The organism is Chryseobacterium sp. Leaf394, assembly GCF_001424105.1.
GTDB lineage: Bacteria > Bacteroidota > Bacteroidia > Flavobacteriales > Weeksellaceae > Chryseobacterium.
The window spans coordinates 1171277-1195653 of the sequence record NZ_LMQH01000011.1; the positions used below are offsets into that span (position 1 = coordinate 1171277).

Sequence of the window (24377 nt, forward strand, 5' to 3'; positions counted from 1 at the left end):
TCAGAACATTAACAACAGCAGCGGTCTTAAGCTTAATGTTTATTTCTACATCGTGTGTGAAAGATCTGGAGCAGGAACCACCAACAGGTCTTACATCAGCGAGTGTATTTAAAGATTTTGCAAATTATCCGGGCGCTTTAGCAAAGGTATATGGTGGTTTTGCGGGAGGAGGTCAGGAGCCTAATGGAGGAAACTCAGACATCAATGGTATTGACGGAAACTTTTCTCAGTACACCAGACTTTTGTATACTCTTCAGACATTGCCAACAGATGAGGCTGTAATTGCCTGGAACGATGGTAATCTTCAGACAATGCACAAAATGACGTGGGATTCTCAGAATGAATTTATTTCAGGAGCATACTACAGAATTTATACTCAAATTGCCACATCAAACGAATTTTTAAGAAATGTAACTGATGAAAAATTAGCTTCAAATAATATATCAGGAGCTAATCTTACCGAAGCTAAATACATGCGTGCCGAGGCGAGATTTTTAAGAGCATTATCATATTATTATGCGCTTGATCTTTTCGGAAATGTACCTTTCGTAGATGAAACATATCTTCCGGGATCCACATCAGCGCCGCAAAGAATTTCAAGAGCAGAATTATTCAAATTTGTTGAATCTGAACTTAATGCAGTCGCAGGTGAATTAAAAGATCCTAAAACCAATGAGTATGCAAGAGCAGACAAAGCAGCAGCGTGGTCACTGCTTGCCAGATTGTATCTGAATGCTGCTGTTTACACAGGAACTGCCCGTTACAATGATGTGATCACAAACTGTAATAAAGTGATTGCTGCGGGATATACTTTAAAATCAAAATATGCAGATTTGTTTCTTGTTGATAACGATAAAAACAACCCTGAAACAATTTTCCCAATTGCATTTGACGGAGTTAGAATCCAGACTTCAGGTGGAACAACATATCTTGTTCATGCAGCAGTAGGTGGTTCAATGCCTGCTGAAAGTATGTTTGGAATCAATGGAGGATGGGGAGGCCTCAGAACGACTAAATCTTATGTAGGATTATTTACCAATTCTGCGGATCAGAGAGGTAATTTTTACACAAGTGGTCAAAACCTTGAAATCAATGATTTAGGAACATTTACAGATGGATATGCCTTTGTAAAGTATAAAAATTTAACAAGTACCGGTGGGCCTGGAACAGACGCTGCAAAAAATTTCTGCGATGCTGATATTCCGTTACTGAGACTTGCTGATGTTTATTTGATGTATGCAGAAGCTACACTGAGAGGTGGCAATGGAAATGCAGCAACTGCTTTGCAATATGTAAATAATTTAAGACAAAGAGCAGGCATCACTGCACCATTATCTAGCATTACAACAGATTTTATACTGGACGAGAGAGGTAGAGAATTAGGATGGGAAATGACGAGAAGAACCGATCTTATCCGTTACGGAAGATTTACTACAGCTTCTTATCTGTGGCCTTGGAAGGGTGGAGTAAAAGATGGTAAATCTGTAGAAGATTTCAGAAACCTTTATCCAATTCCTGCAAAGGATCTTGTGGCTAATTCAAATTTAATTCAAAATCCTGGATATTAATATTTTTAAAACTCATACAATGAAAAATATATTTAAAATTATTACACTGCTTTTAGTAGGATTGATGGTTTTTTCTTGTGAGAAAGAGGAAGATATTGCAACACTTGGTGCAGCATCAACTTCAAACCTGAGCGCAGACAAAACAAGTATTGTTCTGATAAAAGATAACGAAGCACAGAATGCCGTTACTTTCAATTGGTCCGCACCTTCGTATGGAATTGCAGTGGCTCAGAAAAACCAGCTTCAGATAGCTGCTAAGGGAACCAACTTTGCGAGCCCGAAAAATGTGGATCTTAATGACGGTGCTGTAAAAGCATCTTTCACGGTTGCAGAATTCAATACATATCTTTTGGACGCAGGAATTGCTCCAAATGTTGCAAGTCAGATTGATGTAAGATTATCCTCAAAGCTTGGTAGTTTTGAGGCGGTAAATTCTAATGTTGTAACTTTAACTGTTACTCCTTACATGACGTCGTATCCATCTTTTCACATTGTGGGTGACGCATCTGCTGTAGGTTGGAATGCAACTTCTGCGCAACTCCTCTATAAGTTAGATAATCTCTCTACAATTTATACCTATCTTGAGAACGGAAAATCATTCAGATTCTTAGGACAGCAGGATTGGGGGCCAACAAATTATAGCTTAGATGTTACAGGTATGAATGCCGGAAACAGATATTTTAAAACATGGTCTGCAAATTTAGCTCCTGCAACTCCTGAAAATATACAGTTCACAGGTGCATCCGGAATGTACAAAATTGTGATCAATGCAGATGCCACCGTTAAATCAATTACGGTAACACCATCGGCAGTTGCTACATTTAATCCGGCTAATCTTTATCTGGTAGGAACTGTAAACGGCTGGAATGCTGGTGCAGGTTTAGCAATGACTAATTTAGGAAACGGAAAATTTGAGCACACAGTTGCATTGCCTGCTGGTTCTCAGTTCAAATTTTTAGGTCAGCTAAGCTGGGGAGATCTTGACTGGGGAAATATGACTGCTGATGGAAATACAGGTTATATTGCACCAAAAGGAAGCAATGGTAATATTAAGTTTGACGGAACTGGTGGTAATTACAAAATTACAGTTGACGTAAAAATGGGAACTTATAAAATCCAGCCATTATAAATATCATTTAATTGTAAATTAATACAGCAAACTGTTGCTTCCCGGCAACAGTTTTTTTATTTTTAAAGCGTATAAATAATGATTATGAAGAAAATCAAAATTGGGGCAGCGCTGCTCTCCATGATGTCTGCAGGAGTGAATGCACAAACTCTGAAATCTCCGGACGGGAAATTTGAAATGAATTTTCAGCTGAAAGGCGGAGTTCCTTTTTACAACCTTAAATATGAAGGTAAAACGGTACTTGAAGATTCAAAATTAGGGTTAAGATTATTTAAAGACACTTCTATAAAATTTGCTTCGGAAATTGCAAAGCCGGAAGATGCTAAAAATGACCTGAACAACGGCTTTACAAAAACGGACGAAAAAAGAGACTCCAAAAATGAAACATGGCAACCTGTTCTTGGAGAGAAAAAAAACTATATCAACCACTACAACGAGTTTGCAGTTACACTGAACCAAACTTCAACGGACAGAAATATCATTATCAAATTCCGTCTGTTCAATGACGGTCTTGGTTTCAGATATGAATTTCCACAGCAGAAAAATCTGAACTATTTCGTGATTCGTGAAGAAGATTCAGAATTCGACTTTCCTTCGGACATGAAAGCCTGGTGGATGGTGGCAGATTACGATTCTCAGGAATATCAGTATCAGGAAACAAAAGTATCCGAGATTCCGACTAAATGGGCAAAAGCTGCTGATGCCAACGCTTCACAGACTTTGATCAAAAATGCTGTTCAGTCTCCTCTGATGCTGAAAGTGGAAGGCAAAACACCTTTGTACATCAATGTTGCCGAAGCAGCGGTGTTGGATTATCCAGCTTCTCATCTTGAAGTTGATGCTGTGAATTTCAAACTGAAAACGCATCTTACTGCAGACAGACAGGGAGCAAAAGGATACATGCAGACTTCTGCAACCACGCCTTGGAGAACAGTTATCGTTTCACCAAAAGCTGAAGTGGTAATGGATTCCAAAATGCTTTTCAACCTGAATGAGCCAACGAAATATACAGATACTTCATACATCCACCCGACAAAATACATGGGTGTTTGGTGGGAAATGATCATCGGAAAATCGCAGTGGGCATACGGTCAGCCGGAATCAAATGTTCATTTGGACAAGACAGATTTCACAAAATTAACTCCAAACGGTAATCACGGTGCCAACAATACAAAAGTAAAAGAATACATCGATTTCGCAGCAGAAAACGGTTTCGAAGCGCTTCTGATTGAAGGCTGGAACATCGGTTGGGAAGACTGGTTTGGCCGTTCAAAAGAATATGTTTTTGATTTTCAGACGCCGTATCCTGATTTCGACATCAAAATGCTGAACGATTATGCTCATGCAAAAGGTATCAAACTGATCATGCACCACGAAACTTCCGGTTCTGCAACCAACTACGAAAGATTCGCTGACAAAGCATTCCAGCTGATGAACAAATATGGCTACGATGCTGTGAAAACAGGTTATGTAGGTGATGTTATTCCACGTGGCGAGCACCACTATTCACAGTGGATGATCAACCATTATTACAGAATTGTAGAAAAGGCAAATGAGTATAAAGTAATGGTCAACTCTCACGAGTCTGTGCGTCCCACAGGCGAAAGCCGTACGTATCCAAACTATATTTCTGCAGAAGCAGCGAGAGGTGGCGAGTACGATGCTTTCGGTGGTAACAATCCGGATCACCACACGATTCTTCCGTTCACAAGATGGATGGGTGGATCAATGGACTACACTCCCGGGATTTTCCAGACTAAACTTGATTACTATTTCCCTGGCGACAAACGTTTTGTGAAAACCACCTTGGCAAAACAGTTAGCTTTGTACGTTACGATGTACATGCCGCTTCAGATGGCTGCCGATCTTCCTGAAAACTACAAAAAGCACATGGATGCCTTCCAGTTCATCAAAGATGTAGCTGCAGACTGGGATGATACCAAAATTTTATCAGCTGAACCTGGTGAGTTTGTTCACACGGCAAGAAAAGCCAAAGGAACCGACAATTGGTTTGTAGGTGGAATTACAGACGAAAAAGCTATGGATTACACAGTAGATTTTTCTTTCCTTGACAAAGGAAAAAAATATGAAGCGACCATCTATCAGGATGGAAAAGATGCCGATTATATTGATAATCCTCAGTCTTATCATATTTACAAAAAGACCATTACAAGCAAAACAAAATTGCCTGTACACCTTGTGAGAAGTGGTGGTTACGCCATTTCTATCAAACCGGTGAAATAAAAATTGCGGGATAGCTTCTGATTTTTTTTAGGAGCTTAATCCCGCTTTCCGCTATATCTTTTTTGTTATTGCGAACAGAGTAAATCAACAGTTGAACTTTTTCGCAATCGCAATAACAAAAAAGGATGCCGCTGCAATCGGGGCTAGGGGAGAACGCATATTTACAGACTTTGCCGGAGGTAGAAATTCTCCGGCAAAGTTTTTTTTTGTAAATTTAAGGTTTAAAATTATCTCAATGAAGTTGATGGCTACACTCTTCAGCAAACAGAATATTTTTCTGATCCTGCTGATTATAATGGTCTTAATGGCGAAAATTATCCCTTTTCACGAATCTTACAATCAGTATTTCAATCTCTCAGCCTTTATAGATTGGGGAATTGCAGGGATTTTCCTCCTCTACGGTTTAAAACTGAATTTAAAAGAAGTCGTAAAAGACATCACCAACTGGAAACTGCATCTGCTCATTCAGTCCGCTACTTTTCTTATTTTTCCGTTTCTGGTCTTTATTTTTTATCCATTCATCAAAGATTCGGAATATTTCAATATCTGGCTCTCCATATTTTTTCTGGCAAGTCTTCCGTCCACGGTTTCATCGTCCGTTGTTATGGTTTCGATTGCCAAAGGAAACGTGACTTCAGCGATTTTCAACGCTTCAGTTTCAGGAATTATCGGAATTGTGATGACACCGCTTCTGATGAGCTTTTTTATGACATCAGAAACTTCTGCAGGAGCCAACGGAGAAATTCTTCAGCAACTTTTGATAAAGGTTTTACTGCCTATTATTTTAGGAATTATTTTTAATCCTTTACTGAAAAAATTCGTCACAAAGTATTCAAACATCATCAATGAATTCGACAGATTGATTATTCTGCTGATTGTTTACGAAAGTTTTTCCACAGCTTTCGTACAGCATGTTTTCTCATCAGTTCCTTCATTTGTATTTTTAGTTCTGACTTTCAGTGTGATTTTTCTCTTCTTCGCAGTCTACAACATCACCCAGTTTTTAGCCGAAAAAATGAAATTTAAATCTCAGGATGTGATTACCGCAACTTTCTGTGGTTCAAAAAAATCTCTTGTGCATGGAAGTCTTTTCGTTTTGGTTTTGGGGATTGCCGATGATCAGAAAGTTCTGTTTTTACTGCCTGTTATGATTTACCACAGTTTTCAACTGTTTTATGTAAGTTGGCTGGCGAACAGAATTGCAAAACGCCAGACGGTCAATGTCAATTAAAAGATGCAGATGAAAATCATTCTTAAAACTGCAGTTTTTGCATTACTTTTCTGCGGAATTTTACCCAAGGCTCAAATCAGAAAAATACTCTCTGAAAATCGGTCATTCAGAAAAGATACTGTCGTTTCCATAGGAACAGATACACAGAAAACATACATTCCTGTTGCGGTCATTAAAGGAAAAAGTAAAGGTCCGGTTTTCACAGTCATTGCCGGAATTCACGGTTACGAATATCCACCCATCATCGCTGTTCAGGAATTATTAAATGAAATTAAACCCGAAAATATTAACGGAGCTTTAATCATCGTTCCGGTTGCCAGTGTAGAATCTTTTCAGAAAAGAATGCCATTTGTAAATCCTCTCGATGGCAAAAATTTAAACAATGCTTTTCCGGGCTCAAAGGACGGAACTCCAACCGATAAAATAGCCGATTTTATTACTAAAGAAATCATTTCAAACTCAGATTTTTTTCTTGATATTCACGGAGGAGATGCCAATGAAGATTTGTTGCCATTTATCTGTTATTACGACAGAAAAAATAAAGGAAACAGGACAGATTTAGCCTTAAATTTATCAAAAGCATCCGGAATAAAAAACATCGTGTCATATCCTTACAGTTTAAAACCTTCAGACCAATCGAAATATGCATTCAAAGAAGCTACGCAGCAGGGAATTACAGCTTTAAGCATTGAAGCCGGAAAATTGGGAACGGTGCAGAGAGAAAATGTTGATCTGATTAAAAATGCAGTTTTCAGTATGCTGAAATTTTCAGGAAATTATTCAGGAAGAATTTCAGCTGAAAAAGGTTCTGAAACTCAGAGATTCTTCAGCAGTCAGGACTACATTCGGGTTCCGGAAAACGGAATTTTTTACAGTATGTTAAAAAGCGGAGATGAGGTCAGAAAAAACCAAATTTTGGGCTATATTACAGACGAATTCGGAAACAGAAAAAAAGATATTATTTCACAGTCAGACGGTATCATTTTGTACAAAATTGGAACACCACCAGTGAATAGAAGTGAAACACTGTTCTGTATTGGAATCATTCAAAAATAATCTATTATGAAAAAATTATATGCAATTGCAGCATTATCAGCAGCTGCTCTGGCTTATTCGCAAAAACCTTTAGACAAAGTAGAACCCGCATTTTGGTGGAAAGGGATGAAAAATCCTGAAGTTCAGCTCCTCATTTACGGGAAAGACATTGTCAATAACGAAATCGAAATTTCAGACGGAATCAGAGCAAAAGACATTCAGAAAGTCGAAAATCCAAATTATGTTTTTGTGACTTTAAATACAAATGAAATCAATGTTTCGAAATTTAAAATCAACGTTAAAAACGGAAAGAAAAACGTCGGCTCATACACCTATGAACTTAAAGAAAGAAATCCTAATTCTGCCAACAGAAATTCATACACCTCGAAAGATCTGATGTATCTCATCATGCCTGACCGTTTCGCGAATGGTGACGAAAAAAATGACTCGCAGCCCAACCTTACCGAAAAAGCCAACAGAAGGCTTCCAAATGGCCGTCACGGTGGAGATCTCCGTGGAATTATCAACAATCTCGACTATCTGCAAAACCTCGGAGCTACTGCAATCTGGCTGACTCCGGTCAATGAAGACAACGAAAAAGGATATTCTTATCACGGTTATGCGCAGACAGACCTTTACAAAATCGACGGACGTTACGGAACCAACGAAGAGTACAGAGAGCTTTCACAAAAACTCAACAAAAGAAACATGATGTTGGTGATGGATTATGTGACCAATCACTGGGGAATTTCGCACTGGCTCATCAAAGATTTGCCCACAAAAGACTGGATTCACTGGTTTGATGATGGTGATAAAGGCTTCAAACGTTCTAATTACAAAATTACGTCTCAGTTTGACCCGAACGCCTCTGATGCAGACAGAAAAGTAGCGCTGGATGGCTGGTTTGATACATCGATGCCCGATATTAATCAAAGCAATCCTTTGGTTTTGAAATACTTAACCCAAAATGCAATCTGGTGGATTGAATACGCTGAATTGGGTGGTTTCCGTGTAGACACTTATCCGTACAACGATAAGGAAGCAATGGCGAAATGGGCAAAATCAATTACCGACGAATATCCGAAGTTCAATATTGTAGGAGAAACATGGTTGAGCTCTGCCGGACATATTTCTGCGTGGCAGAAGGATTCTAAAACCGGAGAAGCGGCCAATTACAATTCAAATTTACCATCGGTGATGGATTTTCCGCTGTATGACGAGCTGCCGAAAGCCATTAAAGAAAAAGAAGGCTGGAATAACGGAATGAACAGACTTTACAACAGTTTCACGAATGATTTTCTGTATCCGGACATCAACAATCTTCTCGTCTTCTTTGAAAATCACGACACCGAGAGATGGAATGAAATGTTTAATAATGACCCGAAAGCATACAAATTGGCAATGACAATTATCTCAACCGTCCGAGGAATTCCACAGATCTACTACGGAACCGAAATCGGAATGCGTGGAGATAAAAATAAAGGCGGTGACGCAGATATCAGAAGAGATTTCCCTGGTGGCTGGAAATCAGATACGCAAAATGCTTTCAGTACGGCTTCGCAAACTGCCGAGCAGAAGGAGTTCCATGGTTTCACCCAGAAATTATTAAACTGGAGGAAAGGCAAAGAAGTCATCCATACCGGAAAAACTAAAAATTTCGTTCCTCAGAATAATGTTTTTGTGTACTTTAGATACAACGAAAGAGAAACGGTGATGGTGGTAGTGAATGCCAATGAAAAAGATGAAGTTGTGGATTTAAAAAGATTTTCAGAAGCTATAAAATCTTCAGTTAAAGGTAAAGATGTGATTTCAGAAAAAGAAATTTCACTTCAGAATACTTTAACTGTTCCTGCTAAAACTTCGATGGTTATTGAATTAATGTAAACACGAATTTCAAAAAGAGTTTCACGAATTACACAAATCAGTGATGTGCTCACTGAAAAACATTAATGAAATCTGTGTTTAAGATGAGAAGTATCAAATACCGATCACACAATACTTCGCAATCCATTTGTTTCATTAGTGAGAAGATTAGTGTCATTTGTGTTTAAGAAAAAATAAAATTTAAAATGAAAAAAACAACAATAATTTTTACAGTTTTCCTGTTGATCATGAGTTTCACAACCATCCCGGCACAGACGAAATCTGAGAAAGATAAAACAGAAATCGCTACGATGCTCGATGCATTCAACATTGCAGCTGCAAAAGCAGATTTCAAAACTTACTTCGGTTTTTTCGCAGAAGAATCTACTTTTATTGGAACCGATGCAACTGAAGTTTGGGATAAAAAACAATTTATGGTTTGGGCAAAACCGTACTTCGACAAAAAATCTACATGGAATTTTAAATCTTTAAAAAGAAATGTTTATTTCGCAAAAGACGGAAAACTTGCGTGGTTCGACGAATTGTTGGATACCCAAATGAAAATCTGCCGTGGCTCTGGAGTACTGGAAAAGATCAATGGACAGTGGAAAGTGAAACAGTATGTTTTGTCTGTGACGGTTCCGAATGAGGTTGTAGATAAAATTGTGGAAATCAAAGCTCCAATTGAAGATGCTATGATTCAGAAATTAAAAAATTAAAGTATAAGTCTTTTCTATTTCATCACTTATCAATAATAAATTTATGACAAAAAAGATAAAACCGAATCTCTCCATGGCTCAGATCATCAACATGAGCATGGGATTTTTGGGTATTCAGATGGCTTTTGGTTTGCAAAATGGTAACGCCAGCCGGATTTTAGGAAATTTTGGTGCGGACGTTCATCAGCTGTCGTGGTTTTGGCTGGTTGCTCCCGTAACAGGTCTCATCGTTCAGCCTATCATCGGTCACATGGGCGACAATACGTGGAGTCCGCTTGGAAGAAGAAAACCTTATTTTCTGATAGGTGCAATTTTATGTGCCATCGGTTTGGTTTTACTTCCTAACGCAGCTTCAGCGACACAGATGATGGCCGCCAACGTTTTACTTTTGGCTGTTATTTTCTTAGCAATGATGGATGCTTCCATTAATATTGCGATGGAACCCTTCCGTGCGCTGGTAGGAGATATGCTTCCAAAACATCAGGGAACTTTGGGATTTTCAGTACAGACAATTCTGATTGGGATTGGTGCCGTGATCGGATCTTATCTGCCGGATTGGCTGACCAAATTAGGTGTTTCGAATGTAGCTAAAGAAGGTTTCGTGGCCGATAATGTGATCTACGCATTTTACTGTGGTGCGGGAATTCTTTTACTGACCATCATTTACACGATAGTTACAACAAAAGAGTATTCACCAAAAGAATTTGCTGAATTTGAAGGAGGCAAAGAAGTAGTTGAACAGCCGTCAAAACTATCAGATATTTTCAGTGATTTTGCGAAAATTCCGACCTTAATGAAAAAGTTGGGGATTGTTCAGTTTTTCTCTTGGTTTGCACTGTTTACCATGTGGGTTTTCACCACAAGTGCTTTAGCCACGCATCATTTCGGATTGTCTCCTGAAGACACGCATTCTGTTGAATTCAACAAAGCCGGTGATCTTACAGGTAAATTATTTGGTATGTACAATCTCTGGGCAATCCCGTTTGCATTTCTGTTAACGCCGATTGCAAAATGGATCGGTAAAAAGCAAACGCATGCATTAGCGTTATTTTGTGGAGGTTTAGGATTAATTTCAATGTATTTCATTAAAGACACTTCACTGCTCTGGATTTCAATGATCGGACTTGGTTTCGCGTGGGCAAGTATTTTGGCAATGCCATACGCGATGCTGATAGATGCAATTCCGCAGAGAAAAATGGGTGTTTTTATGGGAATTTTCAATTTCTTCATCGTAATTCCACAAATCATCAACGGTGTCTTTGGTGGCCCAATTGTAAAAGGAGCCTTTGGAAATTATGCGATGGGCTATGTTGTCGTTGGCGGAATCTGTATGCTTCTCGGCGCAGTCTTAACAATGATTTTCATTAAATCGGATGATGCAAATCCTCAGGAAATCGAAGAGGAAATTCAGCAGGTACATTTTTGAATTTGAGATTTGAGATTTGAGATTTGAAATTTGCAATTCAGGAACAGGATTTAATATTTAAAATTCAATATTCAATATTCAAGTTTGAAAATTAGAATTAAGAATTTGATTTAAATAAAAAATTTAGATTATAATATCAACAACAGCGGACTTTAGTCCGCTTTTATTATTTCAAACCTGACATTGGCTTTAGCCAAAACCTATTATTCACAAAATAATTCCAGCTCTGAAAATTCACTTCGAAGAAAACTGACCATTCACCTTTCATAAAAATCACTTCTTACCTTACATCAACATTCCCGGATAAATTTTTAACGAATTTTGCTTTAATAAATTTAAACATCATCATTACTTATTAATCATTACTAATTACTTATAGATTATGAAAACAGTATATCACAAAGCAGATTCAAGAGGTCACGCAGATCACGGTTGGTTAAATTCTTACCATACTTTCAGTTTTGCGGGCTATCAGAACAGAGAAAGATCAAACTTCGGAGTGTTGAGAATTTTAAATGACGACACCGTTTCTCAGGGAATGGGTTTCGGAACGCACCCTCACAAAAACATGGAGATCATTTCAATTCCGTTGGAAGGAAATCTGGAGCATAAAGATTCGATGGGAACAACTGCGGTAATCAGAAAAGGAGAAATTCAGGTGATGAGCGCCGGAACAGGTGTAATGCACAGCGAGTATAATCAGAATAAAGATGAAGCTGTGAAATTCCTGCAAATCTGGGTTTTCCCAAGAGAAGAAAATGTAGAACCGAGATACGATCAGAAAAGCATTAAAGACGGAGAAAAAATCAATGGTTTCCAGCAGATTTTATCGCCGGACAAAAACGAAGACGGCGTTTGGATTCATCAGGATGCCTGGTTCAATTTAGCCAATTTCACCATAGGAAACGGTAAAAACTATACCATCAACAAAAAAGGAAACGGCGTTTATGCATTTGTTTTAAAAGGCAGCGCAAAAGTAGGCGACAGAATCTTAAACGAAAAAGACGGCTTGGGAATCTGGGATACTCAAAGTTTCAACATCGAAGCGGTAGAAGACACCGAAATTCTTTTGATGGAAGTTCCTATGGATTTACCGGCATATTTAAAATAAAAAGTATTTTTGCACCATCAAAATTTAAAGGCTTTTGATAATATATATTCTAATGTAATTTTCAAATCAATCAAACCACGAAGTGGTTCAATGTGAATAGCCGTGGGTGAAACCCATGGATACATAACAACCAAAAATCAACGAACCACGCAGTGGTTCAATTAAATATCACGCAAACCTTCAATAATATAATTTAAATAAATGAAAATCCTAGCCATCGCAGGAAGCAATTCCGACACATCAATCAACAGACAACTCGTAACCTACGCTACCACTTTATTCGAAAGCGCAGAAATAGAAATCGTAGACATGAACGATTTTGAAATGCCCATCTACAAACATCAGAAAGAAGTAGAAAGCGGAGTTCCACAGCAGGCGCTTGATCTTGCTTCAAAAATTGACAGCGCAGATCTGCTTTTGGTTTCACTATCTGAGCACAACGGAACCTATTCGACGGCCTTCAAAAACGTGTTCGACTGGACATCGAGAATCAAAGGAAGAAAAGTATGGAATGATATTCCAATGTTCTTAATGGCAACAGCAACCGGACCAAGAGGAGGTTTAGGCGTATTGGAAGCGGCTTCAAAGAGATTTCCATTGCATGCAGGAAACATTGTGGATACATTTACTCTACCACATTTCAACGATAATTTCGATAAAGAAGCTCAGAAAATTTCTAATGAAGAAAAAGACAGTGAGTTACGCGAGAAAGTAAGCAAGATTTCTGCAGTTGAAACAATCTTAGAAAAATAGCATTTGAATATTAACTTAAAATTAATATCTTTGCAAAAAGAAAAAGTAATGAAAATTCAGACCACTTTCAAAGAATGTTTCTCCAAAAAAGGGAATGTTGTGGACTCTGAAATTCTGAGATAATATAACGGCCGATAATCTACCAAGATTGTCGGCTTTTTTGTTTTCGAAATTTGAATTAATATAATAAAAATTAATACGTCCCACTTTAGCAAAAACGATTCATTTGTTAGATTGTTAAATTGATACACTGTTACATTAAAAATATGAGCAACACTTACAAATCTGCAGGAGTAGACAAAGAAGAAGGTTACAAAACCGTTGATAAGATCAAAAAGGCGGTGGGCGAAACTCACAATTCCAATGTATTGAACCATTTGGGAAGCTTCGGTGCTTTCTACGAAATCGGTGGTTACAAAAACCCTGTTTTGGTTTCAGGAACTGATGGAGTAGGAACTAAGCTTAAAGTTGCTTTAGACTCAAAAAGATACGATTCTATCGGCGTAGACTGTTTTGCAATGTGTGCTAATGATATCCTGTGTCACGGTGCAAAACCATTATTTTTCCTTGATTATTTAGCTTGCGGTAAACTGGATTCAGAAATCGCTGCGGAGATCGTTTTAGGAATGGTAAAAGCCTGTAAAGACAACAACTGTGCATTGATTGGTGGTGAAACTGCCGAAATGCCGGGTATGTATCAGCCGGGAGATTACGACGTTGCAGGTTTCTGCGTAGGAATCGTAGAGAAAGACCAGATTATTGACGGTTCAAAAATCAAAACGGGAGATAAAATTATCGCTTTACCAAGTTCAGGTTTCCACTCAAACGGATTCTCTTTGGTAAGAAAAATATTCCCGAATTTCGAAGAAGAATTTGAAGGAAAACCTTTGTACGAAACGCTTTTGGTTCCTACAAGATTATATTATAAAGACATTCACAAGGTGATTGAAGAGGTAGAAGTTTCAGGAATTGCCCACATCACAGGAGGCGGTTTATACGAAAACATTCCAAGAATCATCGGTGACGGATTATGCGCTACAATCGATGCTTCAAAAATTCAGATTCCAACGGTAATGTTAGAACTTGAAAAAAGAGGAAACATCGCCCGTGAAGAAATGTTCGGAACCTTCAACATGGGTGTCGGAATGATCGTTGTCGTAGATCCTGATCACGCTGAAAAAGTGCTTCACCTTCTAGATGACGCTTATGAGATCGGAGAAATCACGGAAGGAGCAGAAAAGATCAATCTTTCATTTTAATGTACCAATTTAACAATGTAACAGTTTACCAATTTTATAATATTGTTACATTGCTAGACTGATACATTGCTACATTAATTTATGAAAAACTTAGTTATACTCGTTTCAGGTTCCGGAACCAATCTTCAGAGAATTATCGATACCATCGGCAGCGGAGAAATCCAGAATGCAGAAGTATCCTTAGTTGTTGCCGACAGAGAATGTTACGGACTCGAAAGAGCAAAAAACCACAACATAGAAGCCGCACTGATCCCGAGAGGGAAAAATTTCAGCAGCGAATTGGGTAAAATCATCCCGGAAAATACAGATTTAATCGTATTGGCAGGATTTTTATCCATCCTCAAACCTGAGTTCGTGGAAAACTGGGCAGGAAAAATCATCAACATTCACCCGGCCTTACTTCCAAAATACGGCGGAAAAGGAATGTGGGGGCACCATGTTCACAATGCGGTGATTGAAGCTAAAGAAAAAGAAAGTGGAGCAACCGTTCATTTCGTAACCGTAGGAATTGACGAAGGAGAAGCAATCCTCCAAAAATCATTCGAAGTCACAGAAAACGACACTCCCGAAACGTTAGCAGAAAAAGTTCATAAAATTGAATATGAAATTTTTCCTGTAGCTATCAATAAATTACTCAATATACCAATCTAATAATCTAACAATTTACCAATTAAAGGTATTGTTACACTGTTAAACTGATACATTGTTACATTAAAAAAATAAAGACACACTTAGATAAACAAAAATTATTTCAAAATAATCTAAGTAAAAGTAAGACCGGAGGTGAAAGAACCGGTCTACAGTTTGAAATAACTGTAAAAAGTAAAGTTGAAAAGTCCCAACGGGGCGGCTTACCAAAAAATAGGGTGAAATTCTGTTATTTGGTGGGTGAAAAAGTAAAATGAAGGAAAAACCGCAATTGAAACTGCGGTTTCGACTTCGAAAAAAATGAAAAATCTATGAGCAAGAGAGTTTTGATCAGTGTTTCTGACAAAAGCGGATTAACTGAATTCGCACAGTTTTTAGAATCTCAAAATTATGAATTGATCTCTACCGGAGGTACATTCAAACATTTGAAAGACGCTGGTTTAAATCCGATTCAAATCGATGAGGTAACCGATTTTCCTGAAATGTTAGACGGAAGAGTGAAAACTTTACACCCTAAAGTTCACGGTGGTTTGTTGGCTGTCCGTTCCAACGAAGAGCACATGAAAACTGTTCAGGAGCACAATATCGGTTTGATCGACATGGTGATTGTGAATTTGTATCCGTTTTTTGAAAATGTAAACAAAGACATTTCATTGCACGAAAAAGTAGAATTTATAGACATCGGAGGCCCTTCAATGCTTCGTTCTGCTGCAAAAAATTTCGATTCTGTAACCGTTATTACTGACGTTGAAGATTACGAAAAAGTAAAAATCGAAATGGAACAAAACGGTGACACTTTCATCGAAACCCGTAAAAAATTAGCCGGAAAAGTATTTAATCTTACTTCAGCTTACGATGCGGCCATCTCAAGAATGCTTTTAGAAGAAGATTACCCGACTTATTTAAGCGCTTCATACAGGAAAGTTTCAGACTTAAGATACGGAGAAAATCCACACCAGACTGCAGCGTACTACGTTTCAACTTTTGAAAACGGTGCGATGAAAGATTTCGAACAGTTGGGAGGTAAAGAATTGTCATTCAACAACCTTCGTGATATGGATCTTTGCTGGAAAGTGGTGACAGAATTTAAAGAAGAAATGGCATGTTGTGCCGTAAAACATTCCACACCTTGTGGAGTGGCGATCGGAACTTCAGCCTTAGAAACTTATAAAAAGACTTTCGAATGTGATCCGGTTTCAATCTTCGGTGGAATTGTTGCTGCCAACTTCAAAATTGATGCTGTAACGGCTGAAGAATTAAACAAAACATTCCTTGAAATCGTAATGGCTCCTGATTTTGATGCGGATGCTCTGGAAATTTTAAGAAAAAAGAAAAATCTAAGAATTATAAAAATCGTGAACCCGGTTTCAGACAAGCAGACTTGGGTAAAAGTGGATGGAGGAATTTTAGTGCAGGATAACGACAGTATTTTTTCAGATGATATTAAAGTGGTTACGGAAAGTCAACCGACAGAGGAGCAGAAGAAGGCATTACTTTTTTCTCAGAGAGTGGTAAAATACGTAAAATCAAACGCAATCGTTGTTTCAAACGGAATCCAGGCTTTCGGAATCGGGGGCGGACAGGTGAACAGAATCTGGGCAACGCAACAGGCCATCGAAAGAGCAAAAGAGAAATTCACTGGAGATTTGGTTCTAGCTTCTGATGCATTTTTCCCATTCCGTGATGTGGTAGATTTCTGCGCTCAGGAAGGCATTACAGCAATTATCCAGCCCGGAGGAAGCGTAAAAGATCAGGAAAGTATCGACGCTGCCAACGAGCACAAAATCCCGATGATGTTCACTGGCGTAAGACACTTTTTTCATTAAAATTGAATTAAAATAGTAATTTGAGATTGTATTTATAGCATTCAAAATTATATATTTGTAAAATAGACTAGATAATAAATAAAGTATGAGAATATTAATCATAGGTGAAGGAGGAAGAGAATCTGCTCTGGCAACAAAACTTCAGAAAGATTCAAGAGTGAGTCAGATGTTTTTTTCCAACGGAAACGCAACTACCGACAGAATAGGGAAAAATATCCATCTATCAGAAATCAAAGAACTCAGAGATTTTGCAATCAAAGAAAAGGTAGATCTTACCATTGTAGGCCCGGAAGCACCATTGGTGGCAGGTCTTAAGGACGAATTCAAAAAGCACGATCTTAAAGTTTTCGGTCCAACTCAGAAAGTGGCAAGTCTTGAAGGAAGTAAGGCTTTCTCCAAGAAATTTATGAAAACCTATGATATCAAAACTGCAAAAGCAGAAGTTTTTGATGCCTATAATGATGCTAAACAATATCTTCAGACTCAGGAATTTCCATTGGTAATCAAAGCCAGCGGTCTTGCAGGCGGAAAAGGGGTTGTGATCTGCGAAACTCTTGAAGAGGCAGAAGCAACTATTCACGACTTTATGATCAGAAGAATCTTTGGTGATGCGGGAATCCGTGTGGTTATCGAAGAATATCTTGAAGGTTTTGAAGCTTCAATCATTGCATTCTCAAACGGGGAAAAATTATTCCCTTGTGTTGCTGCAAAAGATTATAAAAAAGCAGGAAACGGAGATACAGGCCCAAACACTGGAGGTATGGGAGCTGTGGCACCAAGTCCGGAATTTACAGCAGAGCACTTTGCAGATTTCGAGAAAAATATTCTTGAGCCGACTGTAAAAGGTCTTAAAGGCGAAGGTTTCGGTTTCAAAGGAATCATTTTCTTCGGATTGATGATTACCAAAAACGGAACGTATCTTTTAGAATACAACATGAGATTCGGAGATCCTGAAACTCAGGTTTTGATGGCTTTAATGGAAAACAATCTTTTGGATGTAATCAACGACTGCATAGAAGGAAAAGATATTCAGCTGAAGTTTAAAGACGAAAAAGCAGTTTGTCTTGTAATGTGTTCAGGAGGTTATCCGAGAAACATCGAAACCGGATTCGAGATTGTAGGTGAAGACAAAGTAAAACACAGTCAGTTACTCTACGCAGGTGCCGTGAAAAAAGGCGACAAAGTAGTTTCCAATGGTGGTAGAGTGCTCAACATTGTGGCTACAGGCGCTACCTATGAAGAAGCCCGCAAGAAAGTGTACGAAGATGCAATTCCGGTACATTTTGATTACAGCTTCTACAGAGAAGACATCGGTAAATTTTAATATAATGCCCTGATTTTTCGGGGCTTTTTTTATCAGGAGCCGGGAACCTGCTGTCCGCTGTATCTTTTTTGTCACGATCTCCGCTTCGCTGCGTTCGCAACAAAAAAGGATGCCGCTTCCATCAGGGCTAAGAAGAGCCAGGTAAAAAGTAAAAAGAGACAAGTAAAAGATAAAAGTAAAAAGTATTTTAATTAATCTTAAATATTAATCTTGAATCTTGAATCTTGAATCTTGAATCTTGAATCCCGAATCCCGAATCCCGAATCCCGTAACCCGAACCCCAAATTTCAAACCTCAAATTTCAAATCAAACAATGACCAACGGTATCATCATATTAGATTTCGGATCTCAGTACAACCAGCTTATCGGAAGAAGAATCCGTGAGATGGGCGTGTACTCCGAAATTTTACCATTCAATACACCTTTAGAAACAATTTTAGAAAAACAGCCAAAAGGAATCATCCTTTCTGGTGGGCCGAGTTCTGTAAACGCAGAAAACGCACATTTGGTTGAAAAAGAATTGTACGAACAGGGAATTCCCGTTTTGGGAATCTGCTACGGAATGCAGCTTACAGCACACCTTTTAGGCGGAAAAGTACACAAAGGTGTAAAAGGCGAGTACGGAAAAGCACATTTAGAAATAGTTAAAGAATCTTCTTTATTAAAAGGAGTAACCGATAACTCCATCGTATGGATGAGTCACTTCGACGAAGTTGGACAGTTGCCTGCAGGTTTTGAATTGAATGCAAAATCAGGGGTAATCGCTTCTATTTCAAATGAAGACAAAAAAATCTACTGCGTTCAGTTTCACCCGGAAGTTTCTCACACAGAAGAAGGTGGAAAGATGCTGGAGAACTTCGTTTTTGCCATCTGTGATTCAGAGAAAAACTGGAAACTGACCAATTATATCGACAAAACAGTTGAAGAAATCAAAGAAAGAGTAGGAGATAATAAAGTAATTTTAGGTCTTTCAGGAGGTGTAGATTCTTCTGTTGCTGCTGTGTTAATTCACAAAGCAATCGGAGATCAGCTGACCTGTATTTTTGTAGACACAGGTTTGTTGAGAAAAGATGAAGACGTAAAGGTAATGCAGAATTACGGCGAACATTTCCACATGAACATCAAATTGGTTGATGCTAAAGAAAGATTCCTTTCAAAGTTAGCAGGCGTTGATGATCCGGAAACCAAAAGAAAAATCATCGGAAATGAATTTATTCACGTTTTCGACGAAGAATCCCATAAAATTGAAGGTGCTAAATTCTTAGCTCAGGGAACCATTTATCCTGACGTGATCGAAAGTCAGTCTGTAAACGGACCTTCAGCAGTAATCAAATCTCACCACAACGTGGGTGGACTTCCCGAAGAAATGGAGTTTGAATTGCTTGAGCCATTAAGAGAACTGTTCAAAGACGAAGTAAGAAAAGTTGGAGAAGAATTGGGAATTCCTCATCATTTGGTGCACAGACATCCTTTCCCAGGTCCAGGTTTGGGAATTAGAATTTTGGGTGCTGTAGATGCTGAAAAAGTAAAAATCCTTCAGGAAGCAGATGATATTTTCATAGAAGAATTGTATAAAAACGATTTGTATGAGAAAGTTTCTCAGGCATTCGTCGTTCTTCTTCCCGTAAAATCTGTAGGAGTAATGGGTGACGAGAGGACCTACGAATACACGGCAGTTGTCCGCTCTGCCAACACCATCGACTTTATGACCGCAACGTGGAGCAGACTTCCTTACGAGTTTTTAGATACCGTTTCCAGCAGAATCATCAACGAAGTAAGAGGAATCAACAGAGTAGCGTACGATATTTCAAGCAAACCACCTGCAACGATTGAGTGGGAGTAATCTTGAATAACATTTAAATATGGCCAGCTTTTTTTTAAGGCTGGTTTTTTTTGTAGGAAAAAGTAGCGAAAAAAGGTGATTGAAAATATTCACTTTAATTTATAGGTTTGAGATAACAAAAAAAACTTTTAATTATGTTTACAGATAATATTAACCTATCGTTGTGGTTGTGTGGATTTTTTATATTCACCATTATACTCTCAGTCTTTGTGATTTTTAGAATTGTCAAGATTAAGAGTAATGAAACAGAGCAAAGTGACAAACTCATAGATTTATTGAAATGGCTTATTGGAACCGTGGGAATTACGGTTATAACTTTTATAATAAACTGGGGATTTAAAGATCGGGAACAGGGAATGAGTGAAATTTTACAGTATGATAAGTATGCAACAGAATTAATTGTTTTAAATGATAATCCTGTTAAAAGAAGAATGCTTTCTCAATTTTTCGCAAATGTTACACCATCAGAAAAACTGAAAAACGGATGGAAAGAATATTATGTGATTACAGATAAGGAATATCAAAAATTTATGGAAGATCTGAAGCAAAAAGAGAAAAATCTGGAGTCTTTACAAAGTAAAGATAGTGTAGAACGCAATCAGAGGGATAAAAGTATAATACAAAAACTTGAAAAAGAAATACAGGAGAAAAAAGATCAAATTAACAAGCCTTTAGTGATTCCGAATTTCTCGAAGTCAACAGATAAAAACCTCCAATTAGCATCTCAGTATGAGGATCTTGGGTTTAATTCTCTCTTAAGCCGGGATTTAAATAACGCAATTGTTTATTTTACTCTAAGCGAAAATAATTACAATTCTTATCATAATGTATATGATATTGCAAAACTTTTAAAAGATAATCAGGAAAAAATTATCAGTCAACCAGAGTATTGGACTGATGTTTATAAAAAAAATAATTGAAAAATACACGTACGGAATGCCTGAAAAATATAAAAAAGAATTAAAAAGTAGAGTATCATAGAATTTTCCCCGATCTTTGTTTTAATCAAAATGAAAAAGTCATGCACAAAAATTATGAAGGACAACCGGTAATTACTTTAAACAATGGCTTCGCCATTCCGGCTCTAGGCTTTGGCGTTTGGCAGATGGAAGATCTCCAGCAATGCGAAGACGCTGTGATAAAAGCCATAGAAGTCGGATACAGAATGATTGATACCGCTTCAATTTATCAGAACGAAACTGCAGTGGGAGCTGCAATCCAAAAATGTGGGGTGAGCAGAGATGAACTTTTTATCACCTCAAAACTCTGGGTACAGTCTCATGGTTATGAAGAAACAAAAGCGGCATTCCAGAGAACTTTAGACAGATTACAACTCGGTTATCTGGATATGTATCTTATCCACTGGCCTTTCGGAGATTTTTTAGGAGCTTGGAAAGCTTTCGAAGAACTCTACAGTGAAGGAAAAATAAAAGCCATCGGTGTATGTAATTTTACTGTTGAAAAACTTCAGGAGTTGAAAGCCAATGCCGCAGTTTTACCGGTCATCAACCAAATTGAGCTGCACCCGCTTTTCCAGCAAAAAGAACTTCAGGTTTTCAATCGTGAAAACAATATCATCACACAACCCTGGAGCCCGCTCGGAAACGGAAATGCAGGTCTTTTGGAAAATGAAGAACTGAGAAAGATTGCGTCGAAGTATGACAAAACCGTTGCTCAGGTAATTCTGAGATGGCATCTCCAGGAAGGTTTCTGCGTGATTCCAAAATCAGTGACGCCTTCAAGAATCGATGAAAATTTTAATGTCTTTAATTTTGAACTGACAGAAGACGAGATGAATATTGTCAGAAGTTTAGACACAGGAAAAAGGCTTTTCTTTGATCCCAAAGATCCTGAGTGGGAACAGAAAATGCTGAATTCTAGAGCAGATATTTAATGATAAAAAAACAAAGTCCGGCCAAATTGAGCCGGACTTCTATTAACCAATAAAACCAAGATGGCTTTACAAACTTTTCAGTAATTTTTCTGTTTCAGCAACATCTTCTCCCTCAGCTTTTCCTAAATCAACAGATTTTTGTGCCCAGATTTTAGCATTTTTCTTATCACCTATTTTATTGTAGAGATTAGCCAAAGTGTCTGTGTTGGCATAGCTTTCCTCCTTCTTTACAGATTCCTGAGCCCATTTTACAGCTGTCTGAAGACCTGGTTTAGAATCTACATTTTCAAAGAAATTCCATGCGATTTCGTTGAGTTCTCCAGACGAAAGAGTTTGGTAATCTTTATAAACTTCCAAAGCAAGCTTTTCATAAGTTTTAAAATCTTTTGCTCTTGCCGCTCTGCCCATTTTTGCTCTTTGCAAAGTTTTCTCAGCTTCTTCTTTAGATAAGAATTTTTGAGCTTCAGTTAAAAAATACTGGTCATCCCACGTTTTTTTCTCCGCATTATAAGATTTTTTGAATAGAGCAGATACTTTTACATTTTTATCAAATGCATTGTAATTGGCTTCAGGAAAAACTTTAATAATATCAGCTTTTCTTTCTTTGAACATTGTGTACATCGGGCTGTCAGGATTTTGTGCTGCCATTAAAAGCATCTGTACATCTTCCTGTGTAAGCGTTTTCACCTGTGGAAAGTATTTTTCCAGAACTTTCGTTGCAAACTGAGGATCATTGTAAATGGTTAATCCCGCAAGATTCTTTAATAGTTCAGGATTGGTGTCACCTTTTTCAAATTTTTGCTTTAAAGTGCTCAGTCTTTTGTTGGGATCGTTCGCATCTTTTGCAATTACAATAAAGTCTTTTGCTTCAGGAGTATATCCTAAAGAACGGTGAACCTCTTCTCCGTCACCGTTGATAAAAAGATAGGTGGGATAAGATTTTACGCCATATTTTTTGGCAATTTCCAGACCTTCACCTTTTTCCATGTCAATTTTTGCATTCACGAAACTGGCATTGAAATATTCACCAACTTCCTGCTGAGGGAAAATGTTTTTGGCCATCAGTTTACACGGTCCACACCACGTAGTATAAGCGTCTAAAAAGACAAGTTTGTTTTCTTTTTTCGCTTTTTCCAAAAGATTTTTGAATGGGGTCTCTTCAAATTTAATACCCTGTGCAAAAGCAACAGCGCTAAGGACAATTGAAGAAAGGATAGCAAGTTTTTTCATTTAAACTAAATATTATTTAATACAAATTTAATTATATTTCTATTTGATTATGAATAATCTTTTTAATTTAACATTCTTTAGGTTTTCAAACATTATATTTGAATATGCAAAACAGAATCTCGTCATTTCCGCCCATTGTCGATCAGGAATCTAAAATTTTAATTTTAGGTTCAGTTCCAGGAGTGAAATCTCTTGAAAAGCAGGAATATTACGGCCATCCACAAAACAAATTCTGGAAAATTATCTTTGAATTGTTTGATGAAAATTTCAACGAAAATTATAATGAGAAAATTCAAATTTTAAAGAAAAACAAAATTGCTTTATGGGACGTGATAGATACTTGCGAAAGAAAAGGCAGCCTTGATTCTGAAATCAGAAATGAAGAATCCAACGATATTGAAACTCTTTTAAAAACCTATTCCAATATCAAAACAATATTTTGCAATGGCGGAAAGTCTTTTAAGAACTTAAAGAAAATTTTAGATAAAAATTCTGAAATTCCTGTATATTTATTGCCGTCAACAAGTCCGCTTCACACAGTTTCATTTGAAAGAAAACTGGAAGACTGGAAAATTATTAAAACACATTTATGAGAAAAATTTTTATGATGTTGCTTTGCTTTATTTCGGAGAGTTTCTTTTGCCAGACTTATCATTTTGACTATAAATGTTATGATGTTGAAACACAGTTAAAAGGAAATTATAAGGGAAATAAAAGAGCAAATATTATTTATTTTAGTTCCGAGAATAAAAATATAATAGCCTATAATTATTTTTTTTCACAGCAACCGAATAGAAATTTTATAATTTATGATTATCATGCGAATCTCGCTTTTTCTTATTCAATCAATAGGGACAGTAATTTTTCAAGCTTAAATTTTAATCAAAAATCTCAAATAAATAAGTATCCGGACGAACTAATAATAAAGAGAATAGATGTACAGAATATAGGAGAAAATCAATTTATAATAAAGACATATTCATCACTAAAGAACAAAAGATCAAATCTTGAGTTAAAAGTGACAGTTATGAAAAGCGATTATCCTATGCCTGTTATTCATTTTTTAGATCTTAACCCTAATATCCATTCTAAAATTTATGATGCTTTATTAGCTAATTTAGATTCTGAAAATTACAGACTTATGGAGGTTGTAAGTAATCACAGAAATGGAGTGGTAATGCTTGATGATTTTTCAAAATGCGAAAAAATAAACTTAAAAATTTTAACGGATTATAAATCTGAATCGTAAGACAAATTATAAGGTTAAAAAAAAA

At 37.3% G+C, this 24377-nt stretch carries 20 protein-coding genes; 19 read left to right on the forward strand and 1 reads right to left on the reverse strand.

Annotated features, from left to right (window positions below; genetic code table 11):
- The first annotated feature begins 35 nt into the window (after nt 1–35).
- From ASG21_RS09840 to ASG21_RS09920, 17 genes are all read left to right on the forward strand, one after another.
- A complete protein-coding gene (locus tag ASG21_RS09840; protein ID WP_241773513.1) occupies nt 36–1568 on the forward strand; it encodes a RagB/SusD family nutrient uptake outer membrane protein in 1533 nt (510 codons plus the stop codon).
- 19 nt (nt 1569–1587) lie between these two features.
- The gene (locus tag ASG21_RS09845) at nt 1588–2697 is read left to right on the forward strand and encodes a SusE domain-containing protein (protein WP_056079030.1); all 1110 of its coding nucleotides are present in this window, start codon (nt 1588–1590) and stop codon (nt 2695–2697) included.
- Nucleotides 2698–2781: 84 nt separating this feature from the next.
- Nucleotides 2782–4941, forward strand: coding sequence for a glycoside hydrolase family 97 protein (locus ASG21_RS09850; RefSeq protein WP_056082305.1), 2160 nt, complete (start codon nt 2782–2784; stop codon nt 4939–4941).
- Between the two features lie 244 nt (nt 4942–5185).
- A complete protein-coding gene (locus tag ASG21_RS09855) occupies nt 5186–6172 on the forward strand; it encodes a bile acid:sodium symporter family protein (RefSeq protein ID WP_056082310.1) in 987 nt (328 codons plus the stop codon).
- Between the two features lie 9 nt (nt 6173–6181).
- Nucleotides 6182–7228: a M14 family metallopeptidase gene (locus ASG21_RS09860; RefSeq protein ID WP_056082312.1), complete on the forward strand. Its 1047-nt coding sequence runs from the start codon at nt 6182–6184 to the stop codon at nt 7226–7228.
- Between the two features lie 6 nt (nt 7229–7234).
- A complete protein-coding gene (locus tag ASG21_RS09865; RefSeq protein WP_056079033.1) occupies nt 7235–9091 on the forward strand; it encodes a glycoside hydrolase family 13 protein in 1857 nt (618 codons plus the stop codon).
- A gap of 185 nt (nt 9092–9276) precedes the next feature.
- Complete coding sequence (locus ASG21_RS09870) at nt 9277–9789, forward strand: nuclear transport factor 2 family protein (protein ID WP_056079036.1); 513 nt, start codon at nt 9277–9279, stop codon at nt 9787–9789.
- Between the two features lie 43 nt (nt 9790–9832).
- The gene (locus ASG21_RS09875) at nt 9833–11215 is read left to right on the forward strand and encodes an MFS transporter (protein ID WP_056079039.1); all 1383 of its coding nucleotides are present in this window, start codon (nt 9833–9835) and stop codon (nt 11213–11215) included.
- A gap of 382 nt (nt 11216–11597) precedes the next feature.
- Entirely contained in the window at nt 11598–12326 is a 729-nt protein-coding gene (locus ASG21_RS09880; RefSeq protein ID WP_056079042.1) for a pirin family protein, read from the forward strand.
- 201 nt (nt 12327–12527) lie between these two features.
- Complete coding sequence (locus ASG21_RS09885; RefSeq protein WP_056079045.1) at nt 12528–13079, forward strand: NAD(P)H-dependent oxidoreductase; 552 nt, start codon at nt 12528–12530, stop codon at nt 13077–13079.
- 266 nt (nt 13080–13345) lie between these two features.
- On the forward strand, nt 13346–14338 hold the full coding sequence (gene purM, locus ASG21_RS09890; protein WP_056079048.1) for a phosphoribosylformylglycinamidine cyclo-ligase: 993 nt from the start codon (nt 13346–13348) through the stop codon (nt 14336–14338).
- 81 nt (nt 14339–14419) lie between these two features.
- Nucleotides 14420–14989, forward strand: a complete 570-nt coding sequence (gene purN / locus ASG21_RS09895) for a phosphoribosylglycinamide formyltransferase (protein ID WP_056079051.1) — start codon at nt 14420–14422, stop codon at nt 14987–14989.
- A 308-nt stretch (nt 14990–15297) separates the two neighbouring features.
- Entirely contained in the window at nt 15298–16812 is a 1515-nt protein-coding gene (purH, locus tag ASG21_RS09900; RefSeq protein WP_056079054.1) for a bifunctional phosphoribosylaminoimidazolecarboxamide formyltransferase/IMP cyclohydrolase, read from the forward strand.
- A gap of 85 nt (nt 16813–16897) precedes the next feature.
- A complete protein-coding gene (purD, locus tag ASG21_RS09905) occupies nt 16898–18136 on the forward strand; it encodes a phosphoribosylamine--glycine ligase (protein ID WP_056079057.1) in 1239 nt (412 codons plus the stop codon).
- 313 nt (nt 18137–18449) lie between these two features.
- Nucleotides 18450–19979, forward strand: coding sequence for a glutamine-hydrolyzing GMP synthase (gene guaA, locus ASG21_RS09910; protein WP_056079061.1), 1530 nt, complete (start codon nt 18450–18452; stop codon nt 19977–19979).
- A gap of 134 nt (nt 19980–20113) precedes the next feature.
- On the forward strand, nt 20114–20899 hold the full coding sequence (locus ASG21_RS09915; protein WP_056079063.1) for a hypothetical protein: 786 nt from the start codon (nt 20114–20116) through the stop codon (nt 20897–20899).
- Nucleotides 20900–21000: 101 nt separating this feature from the next.
- On the forward strand, nt 21001–21873 hold the full coding sequence (locus ASG21_RS09920; protein ID WP_056079067.1) for an aldo/keto reductase: 873 nt from the start codon (nt 21001–21003) through the stop codon (nt 21871–21873).
- Nucleotides 21874–21939: 66 nt separating this feature from the next.
- Here ASG21_RS09920 and ASG21_RS09925 read toward each other — a convergent pair whose 3' ends face one another.
- Entirely contained in the window at nt 21940–23103 is a 1164-nt protein-coding gene (locus tag ASG21_RS09925; RefSeq protein ID WP_056079070.1) for a thioredoxin fold domain-containing protein, read from the reverse strand.
- A gap of 104 nt (nt 23104–23207) precedes the next feature.
- Between ASG21_RS09925 and ASG21_RS09930 the strand changes: the two genes are divergently transcribed.
- Both ASG21_RS09930 and ASG21_RS09935 read left to right on the forward strand, forming a co-directional pair.
- Nucleotides 23208–23696 (forward strand): DNA-deoxyinosine glycosylase, encoded by a 489-nt coding sequence (locus ASG21_RS09930; protein ID WP_056079072.1) that lies wholly within the window; start codon nt 23208–23210, stop codon nt 23694–23696.
- A complete protein-coding gene (locus ASG21_RS09935; protein WP_056079075.1) occupies nt 23693–24352 on the forward strand; it encodes a hypothetical protein in 660 nt (219 codons plus the stop codon). The genes ASG21_RS09930 and ASG21_RS09935 overlap by 4 nt, the downstream gene beginning before the upstream one ends.
- Nucleotides 24353–24377 lie beyond the last annotated feature (25 nt).

Bases quoted from the DNA above. Each gene is read 5' to 3' on its own strand.
- ASG21_RS09850 (WP_056082305.1), top strand. From the start codon at position 2,782: ATGAAGAAAATCAAAATTGGGGCAGCGCTGCTCTCCATGATGTCTGCA.
- ASG21_RS09875 (WP_056079039.1), top strand. From the start codon at position 9,833: ATGACAAAAAAGATAAAACCGAATCTCTCCATGGCTCAGATCATCAAC.
- ASG21_RS09880 (WP_056079042.1), top strand. From the start codon at position 11,598: ATGAAAACAGTATATCACAAAGCAGATTCAAGAGGTCACGCAGATCAC.
- ASG21_RS09915 (WP_056079063.1), top strand. From the start codon at position 20,114: ATGTTTACAGATAATATTAACCTATCGTTGTGGTTGTGTGGATTTTTT.
- guaA (WP_056079061.1), top strand. From the start codon at position 18,450: ATGACCAACGGTATCATCATATTAGATTTCGGATCTCAGTACAACCAG.
- ASG21_RS09845 (WP_056079030.1), top strand. From the start codon at position 1,588: ATGAAAAATATATTTAAAATTATTACACTGCTTTTAGTAGGATTGATG.
- ASG21_RS09865 (WP_056079033.1), top strand. From the start codon at position 7,235: ATGAAAAAATTATATGCAATTGCAGCATTATCAGCAGCTGCTCTGGCT.
- ASG21_RS09870 (WP_056079036.1), top strand. From the start codon at position 9,277: ATGAAAAAAACAACAATAATTTTTACAGTTTTCCTGTTGATCATGAGT.
- ASG21_RS09885 (WP_056079045.1), top strand. From the start codon at position 12,528: ATGAAAATCCTAGCCATCGCAGGAAGCAATTCCGACACATCAATCAAC.
- purM (WP_056079048.1), top strand. From the start codon at position 13,346: ATGAGCAACACTTACAAATCTGCAGGAGTAGACAAAGAAGAAGGTTAC.
- purH (WP_056079054.1), top strand. From the start codon at position 15,298: ATGAGCAAGAGAGTTTTGATCAGTGTTTCTGACAAAAGCGGATTAACT.
- ASG21_RS09930 (WP_056079072.1), top strand. From the start codon at position 23,208: ATGCAAAACAGAATCTCGTCATTTCCGCCCATTGTCGATCAGGAATCT.
- ASG21_RS09920 (WP_056079067.1), top strand. From the start codon at position 21,001: ATGCACAAAAATTATGAAGGACAACCGGTAATTACTTTAAACAATGGC.
- ASG21_RS09860 (WP_056082312.1), top strand. From the start codon at position 6,182: ATGAAAATCATTCTTAAAACTGCAGTTTTTGCATTACTTTTCTGCGGA.
- ASG21_RS09840 (WP_241773513.1), top strand. From the start codon at position 36: ATGTTTATTTCTACATCGTGTGTGAAAGATCTGGAGCAGGAACCACCA.
- ASG21_RS09935 (WP_056079075.1), top strand. From the start codon at position 23,693: ATGAGAAAAATTTTTATGATGTTGCTTTGCTTTATTTCGGAGAGTTTC.
- ASG21_RS09925 (WP_056079070.1), bottom strand. From the start codon at position 23,103: ATGAAAAAACTTGCTATCCTTTCTTCAATTGTCCTTAGCGCTGTTGCT.
- purN (WP_056079051.1), top strand. From the start codon at position 14,420: ATGAAAAACTTAGTTATACTCGTTTCAGGTTCCGGAACCAATCTTCAG.
- ASG21_RS09855 (WP_056082310.1), top strand. From the start codon at position 5,186: ATGGCTACACTCTTCAGCAAACAGAATATTTTTCTGATCCTGCTGATT.
- purD (WP_056079057.1), top strand. From the start codon at position 16,898: ATGAGAATATTAATCATAGGTGAAGGAGGAAGAGAATCTGCTCTGGCA.